This is a genomic window from Paenibacillus sp. FSL M7-1046 (assembly GCF_038007405.1).
Lineage (GTDB): Bacteria > Bacillota > Bacilli > Paenibacillales > Paenibacillaceae > Paenibacillus_AQ.
On the sequence record NZ_JBBOXB010000001.1, the window covers coordinates 5,536,380 to 5,556,969 of the forward strand.

At 49.8% G+C, this 20,590-nt stretch carries 17 protein-coding genes; 14 read left to right on the top strand and 3 right to left on the bottom strand.

Annotated elements, in window-relative coordinates; translation table 11 throughout:
* Positions 1 to 90: 90 nt before the first annotated feature.
* Complete coding sequence (locus NYE29_RS24595; protein ID WP_038593196.1) at positions 91 to 405, bottom strand: winged helix-turn-helix transcriptional regulator; 315 nt, start codon at positions 403 to 405, stop codon at positions 91 to 93.
* Positions 406 to 605: 200 nt separating this feature from the next.
* Here NYE29_RS24595 and zwf point away from each other — a divergent pair, with 200 nt between their 5' ends.
* From zwf to NYE29_RS24620, 5 genes are all read left to right on the top strand, one after another.
* Entirely contained in the window at positions 606 to 2,144 is a 1,539-nt protein-coding gene (zwf, locus tag NYE29_RS24600) for a glucose-6-phosphate dehydrogenase (protein WP_340897872.1), read from the top strand.
* 71 nt (positions 2,145 to 2,215) lie between these two features.
* On the top strand, positions 2,216 to 3,109 hold the full coding sequence (gene gnd, locus NYE29_RS24605) for a phosphogluconate dehydrogenase (NAD(+)-dependent, decarboxylating) (protein ID WP_340897873.1): 894 nt from the start codon (positions 2,216 to 2,218) through the stop codon (positions 3,107 to 3,109).
* 239 nt (positions 3,110 to 3,348) lie between these two features.
* Positions 3,349 to 4,617: an L-cysteine desulfidase family protein gene (locus NYE29_RS24610; protein WP_340897874.1), complete on the top strand. Its 1,269-nt coding sequence runs from the start codon at positions 3,349 to 3,351 to the stop codon at positions 4,615 to 4,617.
* A gap of 646 nt (positions 4,618 to 5,263) precedes the next feature.
* Complete coding sequence (locus tag NYE29_RS24615) at positions 5,264 to 5,581, top strand: transposase (RefSeq protein ID WP_340897875.1); 318 nt, start codon at positions 5,264 to 5,266, stop codon at positions 5,579 to 5,581.
* A gap of 47 nt (positions 5,582 to 5,628) precedes the next feature.
* Positions 5,629 to 5,919, top strand: a complete 291-nt coding sequence (locus NYE29_RS24620; protein WP_340899796.1) for an IS3 family transposase — start codon at positions 5,629 to 5,631, stop codon at positions 5,917 to 5,919.
* Between the two features lie 181 nt (positions 5,920 to 6,100).
* On the opposite strand, the gene NYE29_RS24625 is transcribed toward NYE29_RS24620, so the two are convergent.
* A complete protein-coding gene (locus NYE29_RS24625; RefSeq protein WP_076109577.1) occupies positions 6,101 to 6,856 on the bottom strand; it encodes a DeoR/GlpR family DNA-binding transcription regulator in 756 nt (251 codons plus the stop codon).
* 569 nt (positions 6,857 to 7,425) lie between these two features.
* Between NYE29_RS24625 and NYE29_RS24630 the strand changes: the two genes are divergently transcribed.
* From NYE29_RS24630 to NYE29_RS24655, 6 genes are all read left to right on the top strand, one after another.
* Positions 7,426 to 8,577 carry an iron-containing alcohol dehydrogenase gene (locus NYE29_RS24630; protein ID WP_076109447.1) on the top strand — a complete coding sequence of 384 codons (1,152 nt, stop codon included), beginning with the start codon at positions 7,426 to 7,428 and terminating at the stop codon, positions 8,575 to 8,577.
* Between the two features lie 26 nt (positions 8,578 to 8,603).
* Entirely contained in the window at positions 8,604 to 10,082 is a 1,479-nt protein-coding gene (rhaB, locus tag NYE29_RS24635; protein ID WP_340897877.1) for a rhamnulokinase, read from the top strand.
* A 77-nt stretch (positions 10,083 to 10,159) separates the two neighbouring features.
* Positions 10,160 to 11,416 (top strand): L-rhamnose isomerase, encoded by a 1,257-nt coding sequence (rhaA, locus tag NYE29_RS24640; RefSeq protein ID WP_340897878.1) that lies wholly within the window; start codon positions 10,160 to 10,162, stop codon positions 11,414 to 11,416.
* A 58-nt stretch (positions 11,417 to 11,474) separates the two neighbouring features.
* Positions 11,475 to 12,320 carry a rhamnulose-1-phosphate aldolase gene (rhaD, locus tag NYE29_RS24645; protein WP_340897879.1) on the top strand — a complete coding sequence of 282 codons (846 nt, stop codon included), beginning with the start codon at positions 11,475 to 11,477 and terminating at the stop codon, positions 12,318 to 12,320.
* A gap of 172 nt (positions 12,321 to 12,492) precedes the next feature.
* Positions 12,493 to 13,587: an NADH:flavin oxidoreductase gene (locus NYE29_RS24650; protein WP_340897880.1), complete on the top strand. Its 1,095-nt coding sequence runs from the start codon at positions 12,493 to 12,495 to the stop codon at positions 13,585 to 13,587.
* Between the two features lie 152 nt (positions 13,588 to 13,739).
* Positions 13,740 to 14,930 carry a beta-ketoacyl-[acyl-carrier-protein] synthase family protein gene (locus NYE29_RS24655; RefSeq protein ID WP_076109452.1) on the top strand — a complete coding sequence of 397 codons (1,191 nt, stop codon included), beginning with the start codon at positions 13,740 to 13,742 and terminating at the stop codon, positions 14,928 to 14,930.
* A 12-nt stretch (positions 14,931 to 14,942) separates the two neighbouring features.
* Here NYE29_RS24655 and NYE29_RS24660 read toward each other — a convergent pair whose 3' ends face one another.
* Positions 14,943 to 16,520, bottom strand: coding sequence for an alpha/beta hydrolase (locus NYE29_RS24660; protein ID WP_076109453.1), 1,578 nt, complete (start codon positions 16,518 to 16,520; stop codon positions 14,943 to 14,945).
* Between the two features lie 407 nt (positions 16,521 to 16,927).
* Between NYE29_RS24660 and NYE29_RS24665 the strand changes: the two genes are divergently transcribed.
* The 3 genes from NYE29_RS24665 to NYE29_RS24675 all read left to right on the top strand — a co-directional run bounded on the left by NYE29_RS24665 (position 16,928) and on the right by NYE29_RS24675 (position 20,521).
* On the top strand, positions 16,928 to 18,121 hold the full coding sequence (locus tag NYE29_RS24665) for a transposase (RefSeq protein WP_076114670.1): 1,194 nt from the start codon (positions 16,928 to 16,930) through the stop codon (positions 18,119 to 18,121).
* A gap of 315 nt (positions 18,122 to 18,436) precedes the next feature.
* Positions 18,437 to 20,044 (top strand): tRNA (N6-isopentenyl adenosine(37)-C2)-methylthiotransferase MiaB, encoded by a 1,608-nt coding sequence (gene miaB, locus NYE29_RS24670; RefSeq protein WP_340897881.1) that lies wholly within the window; start codon positions 18,437 to 18,439, stop codon positions 20,042 to 20,044.
* 18 nt (positions 20,045 to 20,062) lie between these two features.
* Positions 20,063 to 20,521, top strand: coding sequence for a RicAFT regulatory complex protein RicA family protein (locus NYE29_RS24675; protein ID WP_439823154.1), 459 nt, complete (start codon positions 20,063 to 20,065; stop codon positions 20,519 to 20,521).
* The last annotated feature ends 69 nt before the right edge of the window (positions 20,522 to 20,590 follow it).

The following is a 20,590-nucleotide window of genomic DNA, read 5'->3' on the forward strand; positions in this document are numbered from 1 at the left end:
CATTTGCAAACAATAGTAACCCGAAAAGAGGGAGAACCGGAAGCCGTTAAGGCTTGGGTACTCCCTCTTTTTTACGGTAAGGGGCTGGAGTTATAACCATTTCATCGCCCATACCTCCACATGGCAGAGTGCTGCTCCAAGCTCCTGCCCTTTTTCCGTTAACGAATATTCCGTTTTTACGGGGCGGTCAGGGATGACCACACGATTTAGCAACCCGCACTCTTCAAGCTCCTTCAAGCGTTCATTCAGCATTCGTTTGCTTAAATCAGGGATGATGGCATGCAGCTCACTGAAGCGCTTGGGTCCTTCCATTAAAACGTGGATGATAAGATTAACCCATTTCTTCCCGATGATATGATAGGCATGTTCCACCTTGGCGAGCAACGGTTTGAAATCCTGCTTCATTGCCTTTCCCACCCCTCACAGTTATTATTAATATCCTCCTTACTATAGCATAGTGAAGAGTTCGTGAAAATAAGTACTTTTCGTAAATGTCAGAATGAGGTTGACGAATACTTTTTGCAGTCGTATGATGGGTGTTATAAAAGTTTGCGAGTAATAATAAGTAACCTCATAAACATTTGACAACAACGGGAGGAATGAAAGTGGAATCATCAACCTTTGTACTTTTTGGCGCCACAGGAGATTTAGCAAAACGTAAAATATACCCTGCATTATATAACTTGTTCGCAGATGGCAAGCTTTCCGGTCCTCTCTCGGTCATTGGTCTCGGCAGAAGAGAGCTCAGTAACGAAACCTTCCAGGCGCAAGTGCTGGATTCGCTGCGCACCTTTTCCCGGCGGAAGGTAGAAGAATCGGCGGAGCTGCAGGATTTCCTGCTGGCTTTTGAATATAGCGTGCTGGACGTTGGACGTCCGGAGGATTATAAGAAATTGCTGGCGCATGTGCAGCGCCGTGAGGAACTGCTGAACATTCCGGAGAACCGGATGTTTTATTTGTCTGTAGGTCCTGAATTTTTCGGGCCGATTGCCGGCAACATTAACACAAGCGGACTAGGTGACACCAAAGGCTGGAAACGCCTGATCATCGAGAAACCGTTCGGCAGAGATTTGAAATCGGCGCGGGAGCTGAATGACAGCCTGAATGCAGCTTTTACAGAAGAGGAAATCTTCCGGATCGACCACTTCCTGGGCAAACCGATGGTCCAGAATCTCGAAGTGCTGAAATATTCGAATCCGGTGCTGAGAGCGTTATGGCAGAACCGCTATATCGCTAATGTTCAGATTACAGCCGCTGAGACGGTTGGGGTAGAGGAACGGGCAGGTTATTATGACAAAGCCGGTGCTCTGCGCGATATGTTTCAGAACCATATGCTGCAGCTGTTGATGATGATGGCGATGCAGCTTCCCAAGGGCAGTACGCCGGAAGATGTCCGCAGCAAGAAGCGGCATGTGATCCGCTCGGTGCGCCCCTTGCTGAAAGAAGACGTGGCCCGGCATGTGGTCCGTGGACAATATGCCGCCGGTGAAATCCGGGGCAGGGAGGTAGCCGGCTATACTTCCGAGCCGGGAATTGAAGCTTCTTCGCAGAATGAGACTTATATCGCGGCCCGCCTTTGGATTGATGATCCATTATGGAGTGAGGTGCCATTTTATATCCGTACCGGTAAACGGATGAAAGAGAAATCAACAAGAATCGTTATAGAGTTCAAAGAACCGTTTAATGATTTGCATAACAAAAACAGAGGGAAGCTGGATCTTGATCCTAACCTGCTGGTGATCGAAATCGGTCCCGGCGAAGGTATCTCCCTGCAGCTGAACACCAAAAATCCGCGCCAGCACGGGCAGCTGGAGCCGGTCAGCATTAAGCATGAATCGGGTAATCCGGATCTGCCGGAAGCTTACGAGAACCTGATTTACGATGCTTTGCTTGGAGATGCTACTTTCTTTGCCCATTGGGAGGAAGTCGAGCTGTCCTGGCAGTGGGTGCAGCCGATTATTGAAGCCACTGAGGAAGGCACTCTGCCGCTTCATTCGTATGCTGCGGGTTCCTACGGACCGGATGCGGCCGATGAGCTGCTTGGAGAGGACCACTGGTGGTTGGATGATGAGCTCCCTGCGGAGCAGCATGAGCCGAATGGTGTTCATGAGACCGATCCTGTGGCCATCCGGCCGGGTGCTTGATTAAGCCCTTTGTAACTACTTGCCCACTTGGTTTTATAAGATCCAATTAATAATTTTCGGAGGGATATCTAATGAAAGTAGGATTAGTCGGTTTAGGAAAAATGGGCTTCAATCTGGGCCAGAACCTGCTGGAGCATGATCATGAAGTTGTAGCGTTTGATGTGAATGCCGCTGCGGTGGAGGAGATGGGTTCTAAAGGTGCGGCTATGGCAAAGAGTCTCGCCGAGCTTGTTAATCAGCTGGAAACCCCGCGGGTTGCCTGGATTATGGTGCCGCATCAGTTTGTCGATTCTGTTATTGCTGAGCTTACACCGCTGCTGTCTAAAGGCGATATCATTATTGAGGCCGGAAATTCACACTACAAGGAATCGATCCGCCGCCATGAGGCGTTGAGCAAGGAGGGGATCTATTTCCTGGATGCGGGAACCTCCGGAGGAATGGAAGGCGCCCGCAATGGCGCTTGTTATATGATTGGCGGAGACGAGGAAGCCTGGGCAGTGGTCGAACCGCTGTTCCGTGATACGTCTGTGGAGAACGGGTATTTGTACGCCGGAAAGTCCGGCAGCGGCCACTTCCTGAAGATGGTGCACAACGGGATTGAATACGGCATGATGGCTGCGATCGGCGAAGGTTTTGAGGTGCTGGAGAAAAGCGGTTATGACTTCAACTTTGAAGAAGTAGCCCGCGTGTGGAACAACGGTTCCGTCATCCGCTCATGGCTGATGGAGCTGATAGAACGCGCCTTCTCCAAAGACGCCAAGCTGGACGAGATCAAAGGGATTATGCACTCCTCGGGTGAGGGCAAATGGACACTGGAAACGGCATTTGACCTGCAGGCTGCGACACCGGTCATCGCCATGGCGCTGCTGATGCGCTACCGGTCGCTTGAAACCGATACGTTCACCGGCAAGGTGGTCGCCGCACTGCGCAACGAATTCGGCGGCCATGCAGTGGAGAGCAAATAAGAAGTTCTGGAAACACATAGGATAACAATAGGCAGCAAGACTTAATACCATCGTGGTATTGGGACTTGCTGCTTTTTTTGTAATGCCAAACAGGTTAAACCCGCCAGAGAAATAGCATGAGCCGGACAATTTCCAGAGAAGAAGGGTCGATCTCTCGGCAATATTCCTGTACTATATAAGAAATGCTCCGACAACAAGAGGAAATGGTGATATCGAACATGGTTAATTTATTGGATGTTTTGAAAAAGGAAGTAGTTCCGGCGGAGGGATGTACGGAGCCGATCGCCGTCGCTTATGCAGTCTCCTTAGCAGCGGAGCTGGTTCAGGAAGAAATCACGTCGATTCAGCTGTTTCTTAGCGGAAATATTATTAAAAATGCTATGGGTGTAGGCATTCCGGGTACCGGACAAAACGGTCTGCCCATTGCAGCTGCCTTGGGGGCGGTGATTCACCGTTCCCATAAGAAGCTCGAGATATTGTCAGGGCTGTCCCAGGCAGAGCTTAGTAAAGCCAACGAGATCATTGACCGGAAGCTGCTTGAAGTGGAGCTGAAAAACACGCCCGAGAAACTGTATATTGAGGCGCGGGTACACAGTGAGAGCCACACAGCTACAGCGATTATTGCCAAAGAGCATACACATGTGATCTTTCTGGCCAAGGATGGGATCGCACTTGATCTGCCAAAAGACAAGGCGGATTGTGAGAGATCCGAGGAATTGGACCCTGAGGTTTATGCGGTTTCACTGGACGGAATTTTTGAGTTCGTCAGGACTGTCGATTTCTCCAGCCTTCAGTTTCTTTTGGAAGGTGCGGTAATGAACAAGGCCATCTCCGATGAGGGATTGCGGGGAGATTACGGGCTGCAGGTGGGTAAAAAAATGTTGCAGCAATCGGCGGTCAATCTGTTTGGCAATGATGTGGCCAACAAGGTCATCGCTGCTACAGCTGCAGCCTCCGATGCGCGGATGGACGGCAGTGCAATGCCGGTGATGACAACGGCAGGCAGCGGGAATCAGGGCATAGCGTGTACGCTGCCGGTGATTGAGCTCGCCCGGCTCATGAACAAAGATGAGGAGACGCTGGCGCGGGCACTGGCCCTCAGCAACCTGATCACCGTCCATGTCAAACATTATATCGGGCGTCTGTCCCCGCTATGCGGATCGGGCATCGCAGGCGGAGTAGGGGCCAACAGCGGGATCATCTATCTGATGGGCGGGAGCCTGGAGCAGATTAAGCACGGGATACAGAATACGATAGCCTCATTGTCAGGCATGATCTGCGACGGTGCGAAATCCACCTGCGCGCTGAAAATCTCCACGGCTACTAATGCAGCAATTCAGGCAGCTACACTGGCCATGAACAATATTTCGCCCACCGATAGGGATGGGGTGATTTTTGAAGAGGTGGAAGATACGATCCGCAACATGGAGAGGCTGGTCCAGGAAGGCCTTGCCGCAACGGATACGACAATTCTTAACATCATGCTGTCTAAGGGAGAGGTAATGTAATCAGGCAGATTAGATAGTGAAGCGAGGCTGCTGTCTAACGTTATGGATGCTGCGAATGGTGTGTCTGTTGTGACTGACGTGGATTGATGCGACTGACGCGACTGATGCGATTGACGTGACTGGCGTGACTGGCGTGACTGGCGTGGATGATGCGACCAACGTGTCTGACGTGTCTGATGTGACTGACGTAGATGATGCAATCGACGTGAATTGATGTGACTGACGTGACTAATGTGACTGAAGAGAAGTGTGACTGATGTGACCGACGTGACTGACGTGAATTGATGCGACTGACGCGACTCATGCGACTATTGTTTAAGTTCAAACGATACAGCATTCTGCGTTGCCCAACCGGCTAACGGACCGTAAAGCCGCTATTCTATAATAATAGGCCGTAATGTCTTTCTTACGGACCGTATAGCCGTTATTCCTGGAAAAAACGGCGAAATGGCGCTGGGAATGAAAAATAACATCTCTGGAGTCCGCTTTGTGACCGGAAACAGGGTATTTTCCGAAATAACGTCACTGGAGTCCGATGCACATTGTATAGAACCGCCGCCATGCACATATTGCGCTGCAATTAGAATAAATAGTGGACACCCGTTAACGGACGGACTGATAATGATAGCAACGGAGGTGTGTTCACATGGGAGAACAAAGACAACGGTATAACGAAGAGTTTAAGAAGCAAACCGTGAAGTTCATTCAAGAACAGACGAAGACCTTAGGTGACTTAGCGGAAGAGCTTAACATCCCGAAAAGTACGCTGCATCAGTGGATGGGTCAATATCGGGAGCTAAAGAATGAACCGGCGGCGAGTATGGACCGGGTACGGGAACTCGAAGCACAGTTGAAAGAGGCGACCCGTCAGCTCCAGGAGAAAGAACTCAAACTTGCCGATACAGAAGAAGAACTGGCGTTTGTAAAAAAAGCTGTGCACATCTTCAGCAAACCAAGGAACTAAGATTCCAGTTTATGGAGGACCATCGCTCCGAGTTTCGCTTGGAGAAGATGTGCGACACCCTACACGTTTCAAGGAGCGGTTACTACAAGTGGCGGACGGGAGAAACCAGCACACAGAAACTCCGCAAAGCAGCGATCATGGAGCGAATCCAGTATCATTTTGCCGAGCATAAAAAGCGTTATGGAAGTCCGAAGATCACCCGTCTGCTGCACCAAGAGGGCTATACCGTTACTGAACGCACCGTGAGTGTGTACATGCGGCAAATGAAGCTCCGCTCTGTCGTGTCTAAACCCTACCGTGTACAGACTACCGACTCTAAGCATGAACTATCCCAATAAGAGCAGCCTTTCTCATCCTTAAAGGATGGAAGTGCTGCTCTTATTTTATAGAACACTCCTATTGCTGCCCTGTTATTGCCCCAGTAATATCCTCGTATTGCCCTGGGTTGTCCTTCCATTGCTTTCATACGTTTCCTGTTGCCACAACTATCTTCTGGGCGGCCAGGCTTTCCCGCAGAGTTTAGTACAGCACCTCAACATTCTCCTTCGCGAGCCGCTTGAGCCAGGCTTCTGACGGTTTGCGGTCTGTGATCAGCACGTCGATTCGGTTAAGCTGGACCAGCTGTGTAAAGGCGGTCTTGTCGAATTTGGTATGGTCGGCGAGCAGCACAACCTTTTCGGCCTGGCGCAGCATGTATTTCTTAAGCTCGCACTCCGGTTCGTTGGAATCGGTGATACCGCGTTCCATATCAATACCCTTGCAGCTGATCACGGCAGTATCTACGTTGTACCGCTGGATCGTGTCATGGGCGACAGGACCCACAAGAGAGAGTGAACGGTGGCGCAAGGATCCGCCGGAGGAAATGATATTCATACCGGAGCTGGCGAACTCATGCAAAATATTGATGGAATTCGTAATGACCGTCAGATTGTTTTTGTTGCCCAGCAGCTTGAGAAATTCAAAGGAAGTCGAGCTGGGATCGACCATCAACGTATCACCGTCATTAATCAGCTCAAGCGCCTTAAGCGCGATGTTGCGTTTGATATCAGTATTGATGGCACCCCGGGTGACAAACGGCAGATCCTCATTAGTATGCCTGTTCAGCATAGCCCCCCCGTAAGTGCGGCTTAAAATGCCGTCCTTTTCCAGCTTCTCCAGATCCCTGCGGATCGTTTCTTCCGTTACTTCAAACATGCGGCTTAAATCAGAGACCAGAACTCTTTTATCCTGATGCACCAAATCTATTATTTTTTTGCGTCTTTCAGCTGCGAGCATCATAATCACCTTTCCGGAGTTATATAGATTGAACTTGTGATTTTCTATTTTGGGGTTGGCCGTGACTCCAGAGAATGTTTGGACTTCCAGCCGCTGTTAGGTTTGGATTTCCTGACATAAACCGCGCGGTAGAAATCCAAACCTAAAGGCGGACGCTATCGCTCCTACAGTTCCAAAATTCTCCTCCGCCACTTTTCCCTAAGTGTATTTTCTCAAGTTCAATCTATATAGAACTATTTTATAAATATAGACCTAACGATCTGTGTTTTGCAATAAACTAAGGAGAAACAACATTAATTCTATTATAACCTTCGCGAAACAGACATTAAACAAATAAAAACAACATAATTATTATTTTAAATGTTGACAACAAAGATTCAAGGCGATACGATGAGGATATCATTATTCCTTTGAAAGCGCATGCCTCTTAGAGGAGCGCCAGAGCCGGTCCGCTGCGAATCTTCAGAGACCAGCCTGAAGTGCCACAGCCGAATGAAACCAAGCTTGCAGAGGAAAGAGTGTTAACTTGTAAACGCTGTATATAAATTGCCTGGGAGGCTGGTCAATCAATGAGTACTCATGTTTATTATGTTCCTTCTATCAACATTATGGGAAAAGGCTGTCTGAAGGAAATCGGGCCATACATTCAAGAGCTGAATTTGCAGAAAGCGCTTGTGGTCACCGATAAGTTTCTGGTCAAAAGCGGAATCGCCGGTAAGCTGCTGGCTGTTCTGGATGAAGCGGGAATTAATTATGTCGTATATGATGAAGTCAAACCTAACCCGACCTGTAAAAATGTCCACGACGGTGTTGATTTTCTGAAGCAGCATGAATGCGACTATCTGGTGTCCATCGGCGGTGGTTCGCCTCAGGATACAGCCAAAGCCATCGGTATCGTCGCTACCAATGGCGGACATATCGCAGAGTACGAAGGCGTACACAAGTCACAGCATAAATCGCTGCCTATTATTGCGGTGAACACTACCGCCGGAACTTCAAGCGAAGTGACGATCAACTATGTCATTACGGATGAGGAACGCAAGGTGAAGATGGTCATGGTGGATAAGAACAGCATTGCCACCATCTCGGTGAATGACCCTGAGCTGATGGTCGACAAGCCGGCCGCGCTTACTGCGGCAACAGGAATGGATGCCCTGACTCATGCCATTGAAGCATTAGTGACGCCAGGAGCTTATCCGGTCACCGATGCAACGGCATTAGCTGCGGTGGAGCTTATATTTGCCAATCTGGCCCGCACGGTGAAAGACGGCCATGATATTGAAGCGCGTGAGCAGATGGTTTACGCAATTTTCCTTGGTGGCTTGGCTTTCAACAATGCCGGACTCGGATATGTGCATGCCATGGCGCATCAGCTTGGCGGGGTATATGATTTGCCGCATGGGGTGTGCAATGCGATGCTGCTGCCATATGTAGAAGAAGAAAACGCCAAATATGTACCGGAGAAATTCAGAAGTATCGCCAAGGCGATCGGCCTGCAGGTGAACGGCAAAAGCGATAAGGAATGCGCCGATTTCGTAATCGAATCAATTAAGGCACTGTCCAAGGAAGTCGGCATACCGGCCAAATTATCCGAGCTGGGTGTAGATGAAGTTGATCTTGATCTGCTCGCTGAAAATGCGATGAAGGATGCCTGTGCACCAGGGAATCCATTCATTCCTACCAAAGAAGAAGTCATTGCCCTATTCCGCAAAATTCTCTAGAACATCTTTTAATAAGGAGATTCCCTATGAACTATCATATCGCCGTCGATATCGGCGCCTCCAGCGGGCGGCTAGTGCTCGGAACCATCGTGGACGGGAGTCTCACCCTGGAGGAGATTCACCGCTTCAGCAATGGATTCACCGAGCGCGACGATTCCTGCTTCTGGGATGTGGATTATTTACTGGAGCAGATCCTTACCGGGCTGCAAAAAGCAAAAGCAGGGGGTGTGACGAAATGCACCCTCGGGATTGACACTTGGGCGGTAGATTACGTCCTGCTGGATGCTGAGGGAAACCGAATCCAGGAGGTATATGCTTACCGGGACCGCAGAACGGATGGGGTCATGGAAGAGGTGGCGAAGCTCATTTCTCCGGAAGCTGTTTATGCCAAGACGGGGATTCAGCAGTTAACATTTAATACGTTATATCAGCTGTATGTCCATGACCGTGAGGAGCTGGCTAAGGCGGATCAGATTTTGCTGGTGCCCGATTATCTCTACTATAGATTGTGCGGCCGGAAGATCAACGAGGTCACCAATGCTTCGACCACTCAGCTGCTCAATCTTGCAAGCCGTGATTTCGATCCTGAGCTGCTTGCATTGCTTCAGCTTGAAAGAGCGCAGTTCGCCGGGCTGACCGAGCCCGGTGAAGATCTAGGCAGCATCAGTGATTCACTGATGCAGCAGTATGATCTGCCGGAATGCAGGCTCATTTGCGTGGCAACCCATGATACGGCTTCCGCCGTCCTTGGCATCCCGGCGCAAAGCGGGCGATCGTCAGCATATATCAGCAGCGGCACCTGGTCGCTGCTTGGCGCTCAACTGGCTCAGCCGCTTAATAACCGGAGTGCAAGGGAAGCTAACTATACCAATGAATGGGGTGCTTATGGCACCTACCGGTTCCTCAAAAACATTATGGGACTGTGGCTGATCCAGGAGGTGCGCAGGCTGGACGGCAGCCGCTACAGCTTTGCTGAGCTGGCTGAACAGGCCGCTGCCGCTGAAGGGTTCCGCAGCCTGATTGGCTGCAATGATCCGCGTTTTTTGAATCCGGATAACATGATAGAAGAAATCCGCCTATTCTGTGCCGAGAGCGGCCAGCCTGTTCCGCAGTCGCCGGGTGAACTGGCACGCTGCATCTTTGACAGTCTGGCGTTATCCTATCGCAGCTATCTGGAAGAACTCGAAGCGCTTACTGGCACAGCTATCGAAGTGCTGCAAATCGTCGGCGGTGGAGCGAACAACGAGCTGCTGTGCCAGCTGACCGCAGACGTAATCGGCAAGGAGGTCCTTGCAGGACCCACTGAAGCCACCGCACTGGGAAATATTGCGGTGCAGCTGATTCAGTCGGGCAAGGTCGCGGACATCCACGAGGCCAGAACACTGATCGGGCAATCGTTTGAAATCAAATCCTATCTACCCCGGCCAATGCCGCAGCTTGGCGAGCTGCTGGTCCGCTGGGAGGAGCTGAATGCAGCGGAAACGGCTACAAGTGAAGGCGCATAAGCTCCGCTTTGGAAGCGGGTTTTGCCCGAAGTAAACCGATGGAGCAGATGCTCACAAAACTTTTAGGAGGATGCGCCATGGATCAGAGCATCATGAACAGCTATAACGAAGCCAAGAAACTGTACGCCGCTCATGGCATTAATGTGGATGAAGTACTGGAGAAGCTGGCACAGATCAAGGTTTCACTGCACTGCTGGCAGGGAGATGACGTTAGAGGTTTTCTGTTTAAGGATAAGGAGCTTAGCGGCGGGATTGCCGTAACCGGAAGTTATCCCGGCCGCGCCGGCACACCAGAGGAACTGCGTCAGGATTTGGAGAAGGCCTTATCGCTGATTCCGGGCAAGCACAAGGTCAACCTGCATGCAATTTATGCTGATACAGACGAAAAGGTGGATCTGGACGAACTGGAACCGCGCCACTTTGCATCGTGGGTAGACTGGGCCAAGGAGCAGGGGCTTGGACTTGATTTTAATCCGACCTGTTTCTCCCATCCGAATGCGGCAGACGGGTTCACTTTGAGCCATGCAGACGAAGCCATCCGCAGCTTCTGGATTAAACATTGCAAGGCTTCCCGGCGGATCGCCGAGCATTTCGGGCGTGAGCTGGGACAACCCTGCGTCACCAACTTCTGGGTGCCTGACGGTTATAAGGATACCCCTGTGGACCGGCTGGCGCCGCGGATGCGGCTGAAAGAATCGCTGGATGAAGTGTTCAGTGAAGAGATTGATCCACAGTATAATATTGATGCCGTGGAGAGCAAGCTGTTCGGCATCGGCTCGGAGAGCTATGTGGTCGGATCGCATGAATTTTATATGGGCTACGGGCTGACCCGGGGCAAAGCGATTTGCCTCGATGCCGGTCACTTCCATCCGACTGAAGTGATTTCCAATAAGCTGTCCTCCATACTGATGTTCAGCGAGCAGCTGCTGCTGCATGTCAGCAGACCGGTCCGCTGGGACAGTGACCATGTGGTGACCATGGATGATGAACTGCTGGAGATTGCCCGGGAGCTGGTCCGCGGAGATTTGCTGCCGCGCACGAATATCGGTCTGGATTTCTTCGACGGCAGTATCAATCATATTGCGGCATGGGTTATCGGCACACGCAACACGATCAAAGCCTTGCTGCGTGCGATGCTGGAACCAGTAGCGGAGCTGAAGGCTGTTGAACTGGCCGGTGATTACACTTCCCGGCTCGCACTTGTCGAAGAATTTAAGTCCTATCCATTTGGCGCGGTTTGGGATTATTACTGCGCTTCGCAGAATACACCGGTCCGTGAACAATGGCTGGCTGAGGTCAAGAGCTACGAGCAGGAAGTGCTGGCGGCAAGATAGGCAACGGCTAACCAAGACGTGACTACATTAAGCAGTGTATATAAAGGAGAGAAGACATATGAGTACATCCGTAATGAAGTCCAAAGGATACATTGCCGGCATCGAGGCGCCATTTATTCAGGAAATGTCGGAGATTACCCATCACATGTGGTCGCTCGGCTGGGATGAGCTGAACGGCGGTAACGTTAGCTATTTGCTGGAAGAGGATGAGGTTGCTAAATACATTAACGTACGGGAGCCGCTGCGGACGATTAACCTGACCTTCCCGGTCGCTGAGCTGGCTGGAAAATATTTCATCGTCACCGGCTCCGGCAAATATTTCCGGAATGTGATCAAAGACCCGGAAGCCAATCTCGGTGTGCTGCGTGTCACGGACAGCGGCGAGAGTGTAGAAGTGCTCTGGGGTCTGCGCAACGACGCCGTGCCGACGAGCGAGCTGGCTTCCCATTTCATGAGCCATATTGAGCGCCTGAAGGTGGACCCCAACCACCGGATCGTACTGCATACCCACGCTACCAATGTCATTGCCATGACCTTCACGCATGATCTGGATGAACTGAAATTCACCAAAACCTTATGGGAAATGTGCACCGAATGTCTGGTGGTTTTCCCAGACGGCGTAGGTGTTATTCCTTGGATCGTTCCCGGCAGCAGTGAAATCGGCCGCGCCACAGCCGATAAAATGAAGGAATACCGGGTAGTGATCTGGCCGCAGCATGGCATTTTTGTGACCGGGGGCACGATGGATGCTACCTTTGGTCTGGTGGAAACGATTGAGAAAGCGGCGATTGTCTATAACCTGATCGGTAGCAGAGAAATCAAACAGAAAATTACCGACCGCCAGCTGGCGGATCTGGCGGCGGCTTTCCATGTCACACCCAAAGCCGGCATCCTGGAGTTATAAAATACATTTCATAGCGAAAGGCAACCGGACATGGGCAGATTATCTGCCTTTGTCCGGTTTTTTGCGCAGCAGCGGCTGTCCTGAAGATCTGATGCCAGAATTTGCATTTGCCTTCAACTAGCGTCATAATATCCTTACTTAAAGTAATTATATTATTAAATGGAGGTAGTATATGAATACTGATAAATTGTTTACACCTTTTCAGGTTGGAACGCTTTCACTTCAAAACCGGATCGTAATGGCGCCAATGACCCGGGCATATTCACCGAACGGGGTAGCAACTGAAGCAGTTGCCGAGTATTACCGCAAACGGGCAGAGGGTGGAGTGGGCCTGATTGTAACCGAAGGCACAGCGATCAACCATCCGTCAGCTGTCAGTCATCCGAACATCCCGAATATTCACGGGGAAGCTGCTTTGGCAGGCTGGGCTAAGGTTGTGGAAGAAGTTCACGCCGCCGGCGGCAAAATCATTCCGCAGCTCTGGCATGTCGGCATGGCCCGCAACATTGGCGAGCTGCCGAATGCCGAAGCACTGCCGATCGGTCCATCCGGGCTGAATTTGGCCGGCCAGCAGATTACAGAGCCGATGACGCAGCAGGAGATCGACGGTATCATCGCTGCTTTTGCCCAGGCGGCCGTAGACGCCAAGCGGATCGGTTTTGACGGCATTGAGCTGCATGGGGCACATGGTTATCTGATCGACCAGTTCTTCTGGGAGAAGACCAATCAGCGCACCGATCAATATGGTGGTGACCTTGAAGCGCGGACTACCTTTGCTGTCGAGGTTATTGATGCCTGCCGCCGTGCGGTTGGACCTGATTTCCCGATTGTGCTGCGCTTCTCGCAATGGAAGAGCGGGGATTATTCTGCTAAGCTTGCCCAAACACCGGAAGAGCTGTCCCGTTTCCTGACACCGCTCAGCAATGCCGGAGTCGATATCTTCCACTGCTCCACACGCCGCTTCTGGCTGCCGGAGTTCGAAGGCTCCGAGCTGAATCTGGCCGGCTGGACGAAGAAAATCACCGGCAAACCAACCATCACGGTAGGTTCTGTGGGTCTCAACAGCGAGTTCACCAGTGCGGTGAAGGAGAAGAATGAGGAAGATAACATCGAACGCCTGCTGGAGAAGCTGGAACAAGCGGAATTTGATCTGGTGGCGGTCGGCAGAGCGCTGATCAGTGATCCACAGTGGCCGGCCAAAGTGCAAAGCGGCAGAATGGATGAGATCATTCCGTTTACGTCCGAGTCCACAAAGACACTGAACTGAACGGCAGCCGGTTAACTTTAGGAGGAAGGCAATCATGAGCAGAGAGGGCTTCAACCGCATGGGAGAGTTTTGGACGGAGCATCCAAAACGCGCAGGTGGGAGAAGTCCTCTTTGTTTTTTTTCATTAATTATCAGGAAAAGGGTGGGGAACGATGAATAAGCGAATAGCAATTACCGGTTTTGGCGTGAAGGTTCCTAACGGAGAGAACAACAACGATTTGTTGGATCATCTGATCAGCGGCGAGTATGATTTCACGGCCAGAAATGATATTACACCGAATCAGGAGCCTTTATGGGTCGGTGAAGTTCTTGGGGATTTGGGGACGCTGGAGGATAAGCAGTACCGGGTTCTGCCGAGAATCTCCAAGCTGGCCATTAGTACAAGCGCCGAAGCACTAGCGATGGCTGGACTAGATCTGACGGACCCTGGGAATAAGACGGGGGTGTTCTTTGGGACCACCATGGGCGGTACAACTCCGCTGGAGGATATGGTCCATTACGCATCTGCCGGCAAGTTCAGAGAAATGCCTGTTTACTGCTGCGGGTTGGTGCATTATCACAGTCTGGCTTCCTCCATCTCCAGCTTTTTTCATCTGACAGGAATCTCGAAGACGGTAACGACCGGCTGCACTGCCGGACTTGAAGCGCTGGAAGACGCCATGCTGTACCTGCAAAGTGGGAAGATAAACACCGCGATTGTAGGTGCAGCGGACAGCAGCAACAATAAAGTGACGGTGTACGGGTTCGGAAAAATAAGAGCGCTGCCATTCAATCAAGAAATCTGGAACTCTGGCTCGCCGTTCAACAAAAAAAGCAAAGGCTTTATACTGTCGGAGGGGGCTGCCAGCCTGATTCTGGAAACCGAAGAACATGCGCTTAGCCGCAATGCAACTATTTATGGCTATGTAGACGCCGTGTCTACGAATAATGATGCTGAATCGGTGAATGGCCAGGACAAAACCGGAAGGAATATGAAGCAGGCGGTAAATGATGTGCTGGGCAACAGAAGACCTGACTATTTTAACAGCCAGGCCTTGGGTTACGACGCTAATGACAGAATCGAGGATATAGTCTCCAGGGATATCTTTCAGCATGAAGTACCGCTGACCTCGATCAAAGGGCTGATCGGCCATCCGTTCAGCGTCAGCGGCCTGGCACAGATTATTGCCTCCTTGCTCGGCTTTCAGCATCATTTTATTCCCGGAACCATCCGGACAGATCAACATGGCTATGAGCATCTTCCATTAATCACAAAGACTCTCCCGAAAGCCACATCCGAAGTGCTGATTACAAGTCATGGATACGGAGGCAACAATGCCTGTGTCTATTTGACGAAGCAATGATGATTTAACAATTTACATACTTTTGGTGTGCTGCAGTTGTTCCGCCTTGAGCCGCCATTTCTTCGCTTCATGCTTTTGCTGATTTTGTTCATACAGGTTAGCAATTTGCTCGTAGGCATCGAACTCTTCCGCATTAAATAAAAGTACATATTTTAAAAACGCTATAGCCGCAGTGAACTTGCCTTGAGACGCGAGATAATCTGATTGCTGATGGGCAAGTGTAACCAGTTGAATCTCCATTTTGGTTCTCAGGTGCAGGTTCCATTCCTGGTTTAGATTTCTGAATAGGTCAGGCTGGATTTGCGCAAAAACAGAATGAATCAGTGGTTCCTTCAGTTCAGGATTAGTTTCTTCATTAGCCCGGTTAATCTCCGCCAGCAGAGTCAGCACATCGGAGTCCACAGCAGTCTGCAGTGAAATTTGCTGTTTATCGCTGTAGATCAGCTTCGTGACCTCATTGTTCAGCAGCTGCTTCAGATGGGTGAGGCATACCCGAAGCTGACCTCTGGCTTTGACAAGATCCATATCCCGCCATAATTCTTCACAGAGCCGGTCTCTGGTGACGACGGGATTCAGCAGCAAATAAATCAGCAAATCCTTGGCGCTTCTCCTTCCCCAGCCGCTAATAATCGGTATATCATCTACGGCAACCGTAAACCTGTTGAGTAAACTGATCTTCAATTGTACGGATGGGGCGTTATCGGCCGGATTATTGTTAACCATGTCCAGAAATTCGGAATGCAAATTCAACAGCAAAGGGTCCAAAGGAGCCCTGTTTATCCACTTACTCTTCAGAAAGACTTCAATCTGTTTAAAGGTTTCCTCCGGCTGATCATAAAAAACCATGTTGGATGCATTGTATAAGGTCATAAACCGGCAATTCGGATTGGCGGATGCAATCAGGCTGGACAGATAGGGCGGATACATCGGGTCCTGTTCCCCAGTCAACATTAATGTCGGATGAGTATGCTGTTTGAATAGATCCATAATCTCGTTATGTGCATAAGCAAAGAAATCCAGCAGTTCCAGATAAACGTCAAAGGTGACTTTGGCAAAAGCGCTGTACAGCGCGTCCGTTTCAGCGCTATGGCGCGGATAAAGGGTCGCGTTAGGAATGACGTGGTCAGCAAGCGCCAGCATGGATTGATAAGTCATCAGCTTTTTGCGGTAATCCTTATATTTATTGGCTGTCCCCGACGAATTGAACAAGGGAAGCGACAAAAGAACAGTGCTTCTTACTCGGTCCGGATACGCTTTGGCAAAATACAGGGCGATAATGCTTCCTGCCCCATGGGCGATGATATGGAAGGTTTGAATCTGGAGATCATCCAGCAGCATTCGCAAATTTTCGACAAATAATGCGGCCAGTTTATCAAGGGTAGTCTTGGAGCTTCCGCTTAATCCATGACCCCGGAGATCATATCTTACAATATGGTAGTTATCAGTCATATATGGAACCATAAAGTCCCAGCTTCTCAGATCAAAACCCAGACCATGGATAAGTACCAAGGTTTCTGTGCGGTCACTGGTGTTTTTTGCCGTCTCGTATTCATAATGGACATCAATGTCATCCCTTGAAATATAAGCCATTACTGTACCCCTCTACGTTGCGTTATATAATGATTATATCTGAAAAATATATAATATTTTATCGTAATATGTGGTTTTTTGTAGAAATGTGTAACGTATGTGTAGCGGTGCTTTGCTAAACTTGGAACAAGCAATACTTTTCAGGGGAGATGATGTGCAGCTATGAAGATGTTTTACTGTATTTGCGTCAAGGATTCCAAGTTCGATTTGGTCTATTTACGGATGTATATCCGCAGATAATAAATGTACAAAATAATAATTTTAGACGAACCTTCTTACTTGAGCATTTTGCATTAATCTAAGCCCTTGGTACACAAAGAGATTTTGAGCATAAAAAAGGACTTCACCCCAACTTGGAGAAGTTTTTTGGTAACGACACCAAAACACTCAAGAGGAGGAAGTCCCCTTTGTATATTCTCCAAGAAAGTCTATTTTCCTTTGAGGAGCTTCAAAAAATCGAATCAAAAGAGCGATTGCCCATCTTTTTCAGCGCACTGGACCTGCGACCTTACGCGAGACAATTGAGAAATCCTTCACCCCGAGGAGCGGACGGGCACTGCCGTCAAGGCATTCTTCGCGCATTACTCGCGGCTCCCTTAGAGAACATCGATACGTTCACCGGCCTAGCGCGCAGACTGGAGTTTGACCTTCGTTTCCGTTACCAATGTGGACTTCGGCTGGACATCCCCGCCCCTTCAATTTCCACGTTAAGCCGGGTTTTTGCCGAGTTGACTCGCAAAAGCCTTGCCAAGCAGTTGTTTGAGGATCTTGTGGCTCAGTGCCAAGAAGCTGGAATCATCGACGGCACTCATGTCGCCATCGACAGCGCAGCCATTCACGCCTACGAGAAAAAAGAACCCAAGCGAAAAAGCGAGCTCACTGGCCATGCCAACTGGGGTGCAAAGTTCGACACCTTCGGCAACAAAGTCAAGTGGTTTGGCTATAAGCTGCATCTGGCCGTCGATGCCAAGAGTGAACTTCCTATGGTGCTCCAGGTGACTCCTGCCCATGTGAACGACGGAGACGAAGGGCCTGCACTCATGACGATTGTCGCTGCAAAATCCAAAGTGAAATTCTTCATGCTGGATGCGGGCTACGACCAAATGAAAAACTACGAGGCGGCCCGGAACGTCAAGGCGCAAGCCATTATTCCGCTGAATCCACGAAATGAAAAGGAACCGCCAGCGGGGATCACCCGCAAAGGCACGCCTTGTTGTTCGATGGGATTTCCTATGACGTATTGGGGACAGGAAAAGGTACATTTGAAATTTCGTTGTCCACATGCGACAGGTCAAGTGGATTGTCCTTTGGGTATGGTCACTTGTTCGTCGTCCAATTATGGAATGGTGGTTAAAATCAACAGTCAAACGGATCTCCGGCGTTACGCGTTGCCGCATCGGGAAAGCCGAGGCTGGAAGGAACTTTACAATAAACGAACCAGTGTAGAACGCTGCAACTCTCGAATGAAGACCTATTTAACTGCAGACCAGCTTCACGTCTGGGGGATTCAAAAAGTGACAACACACCAATATTTGAATGCGATTGTGTTACTTGCCTCTGCACTTGCCATCGTCAAGCAACGAGTCCAAAACGCCGCTTGAAATTTCAAATTCATTGAAATTCTGCCCGTCTGTCCATTTATCGCTCCGCTCTCACAACACTGAGATTTCGCTGTGGCCTAACCATGGACTCTCAATCGAAATATGAATTATGCAAAATGCTCACTTATTAAAGTAGGAGGGTTTATTAGTATGTAGAATTCTAATTGTATCAGGGGATTTAATTTATTCTACCAGATTGCCTTTTAAAATTGTAAAACTTGGATTGCATTTTATCCTTATGCTATAATTTTTTATTAGCAAGAATAAAATTCTAGAGTTTATTTTACAAAGCTTCAATATAAAGGACGTGGAATAATGACAATGGGGAATAACTCACCGGACTTAAAATTCGGCAAGGGTGGTTCGAAAGATTACTCGAAGTATTTTGATTTTTCTGATGCCAAAGTCATCAGTGAAGAAGAAGGCAAAACTACGTATAGAATCAAAGGACGTACCGTACAGATCAATTCCAACCCGGACTACAAAGAGGGCAAGCGCAGGGGCAAGCAGGAAATAGAAGTTATCAACTTTGAAGATACCGATACAAATCAGGCCATGGAGCAGTTCCGGGAGATAAACCGCCACAAACAGCATTATTATTTCATCGCCACCTACGGCTGCCAGATGAACGAGCATGATACGGAAACGATGAAAGGTATGCTGGAGCAAATGGGTTATCTCGCTGCCGAAGACCGCAATGAGGCTGATATTATTCTGCTGAATACTTGTGCGATCCGCGAGAATGCCGAAGATAAGGTGTTCGGGGAGCTGGGCCATCTCAAGACGCTGAAGCTCGAGAAGCCGGGTCTGCTGCTTGGGGTCTGTGGCTGCATGTCACAGGAGGAAGGCGTGGTTAACCGCATCATGTCCAAATACGGCTTCGTTGACATGATCTTTGGCACGCACAATATCCACCGGCTGCCGCAGCTTGTTAAGGAAGCGGTTTATAGCAAGGAGCTTGTAGTGGAAGTCTGGTCCAAGGAAGGCGACATCATCGAGAACCTGCCGAAGAAACGGGAGGGGATGCGTGCCTGGGTGAATATCATGTACGGCTGTGATAAGTTCTGTACCTACTGCATCGTACCGTTTACGCGGGGCAAGGAGCGCAGCCGCCGTCCGGAGGATGTCATCGCCGAGGTTCGGGACCTGGCCCGTCAGGGCTTTAAGGAAGTAACTCTGCTGGGGCAGAATGTGAATGCATACGGCAAGGATTTTACGGATTTGGATTATACATTCGGGGACCTCATGGACGATATGCGCAAGATCGACATTCCGCGCATCCGCTTCATGACTTCGCATCCCCGCGATTTTGACGATAGATTGATTGAAGTACTGGGAAAAGGCGGAAATCTCGCAGAGCATATTCATCTGCCGGTACAGTCCGGAAGTACTGCTGTTCTGAAGAAAATGAGCCGTAAATACACACGCGAGGCTTACCTGGAGCTTGTCCGCAAGATTAAGGCCAGTGTGCCGGCTGCCGTGCTGACGACGGATATCATCGTGGGATTCCCCGGTGAAACCGAGGACCAATTCGAAGAAACACTGTCGCTGGTGCGTGAAGTAGGATATGATATGGCTTATACCTTCATTTATTCACCGCGCGAGGGTACGCCTGCGGCCGCGATGGAGGATAATGTACCCGCCGAGGTGAAGAGCGAGCGCCTGCAGCGGCTGAATGACCTCATTAAAGAGCAGAGCCGGATCAGCAATGACCGGATGCTGGGCGAACTGGTCGAGGTGCTGGTGGAAGGGGAGAGCAAGAATAACGCTCAAGTGCTTTCAGGCCGTTCCAGCGCCAACAAACTGGTGCATTTTGAAGGTTCGAAGGATCTCATCGGCAGTTTGGTGCAAGTCAGAATTACCGATACGAAAACATGGTACATTAAAGGGGATTGCGTGGCGGAAGCCGCGGCTGTCCTCTAATTATAGAGGAATGGAGCGATGTCAGTGAGCCAGGAAGAACCGCGTTTGAACGAATACGGCATGCCGACCTACAATACCCGCGATCTGATCGTGCGCGAGGATATTATGGGCAAAGCCAAGGAGCTCGCTTCACTCATTTCGACAAGTGAAGAGGTGCAGCATTTCCAGCAGGCCGAGCAAAAGATTCTGAATCATGAACGGGTGCAGGGACTGATCGCCACGATCAAGAAGAAGCAGAAGGAGATTGTGGCCTTTGAGAGCTTCAAGAATAAAGAGATGGTGGCCAAGATTGAGCGTGAAATTGAAGTGCTGCAGGATGAAATTGACGGCATACCGGTCGTGAACGAATTTCAGCAGAGCCAGAGCGATATTAACTATCTGCTGCAGCTCGTTATTTCTGTAATCCGAGACACCGTATCGGAAAAAATCAATGTGGAAGCCGGCACTGAAGCGCCTCCGTCCACATGCGGTGATTAAATAAATTTCGGGGGGCGGATGCAGATCCGTCCCTTTTTTCAGGTAGGACATCATAATTAATTGATTTTA

Coding starts and splice junctions, on each gene's coding strand:
- NYE29_RS24675 (WP_439823154.1), top strand. CDS start 20,063: ATGTCAGTGAGCCAGGAAGAACCGCGTTTGAACGAATACGGCATGCCG.
- gnd (WP_340897873.1), top strand. CDS start 2,216: ATGAAAGTAGGATTAGTCGGTTTAGGAAAAATGGGCTTCAATCTGGGC.
- NYE29_RS24630 (WP_076109447.1), top strand. CDS start 7,426: ATGAGTACTCATGTTTATTATGTTCCTTCTATCAACATTATGGGAAAA.
- rhaA (WP_340897878.1), top strand. CDS start 10,160: ATGGATCAGAGCATCATGAACAGCTATAACGAAGCCAAGAAACTGTAC.
- NYE29_RS24595 (WP_038593196.1), bottom strand. CDS start 405: ATGAAGCAGGATTTCAAACCGTTGCTCGCCAAGGTGGAACATGCCTAT.
- NYE29_RS24615 (WP_340897875.1), top strand. CDS start 5,264: ATGGGAGAACAAAGACAACGGTATAACGAAGAGTTTAAGAAGCAAACC.
- NYE29_RS24655 (WP_076109452.1), top strand. CDS start 13,740: ATGAATAAGCGAATAGCAATTACCGGTTTTGGCGTGAAGGTTCCTAAC.
- miaB (WP_340897881.1), top strand. CDS start 18,437: ATGACAATGGGGAATAACTCACCGGACTTAAAATTCGGCAAGGGTGGT.
- NYE29_RS24660 (WP_076109453.1), bottom strand. CDS start 16,520: ATGGCTTATATTTCAAGGGATGACATTGATGTCCATTATGAATACGAG.
- rhaB (WP_340897877.1), top strand. CDS start 8,604: ATGAACTATCATATCGCCGTCGATATCGGCGCCTCCAGCGGGCGGCTA.
- NYE29_RS24650 (WP_340897880.1), top strand. CDS start 12,493: ATGAATACTGATAAATTGTTTACACCTTTTCAGGTTGGAACGCTTTCA.
- rhaD (WP_340897879.1), top strand. CDS start 11,475: ATGAGTACATCCGTAATGAAGTCCAAAGGATACATTGCCGGCATCGAG.
- NYE29_RS24625 (WP_076109577.1), bottom strand. CDS start 6,856: ATGCTCGCAGCTGAAAGACGCAAAAAAATAATAGATTTGGTGCATCAG.
- NYE29_RS24620 (WP_340899796.1), top strand. CDS start 5,629: ATGTGCGACACCCTACACGTTTCAAGGAGCGGTTACTACAAGTGGCGG.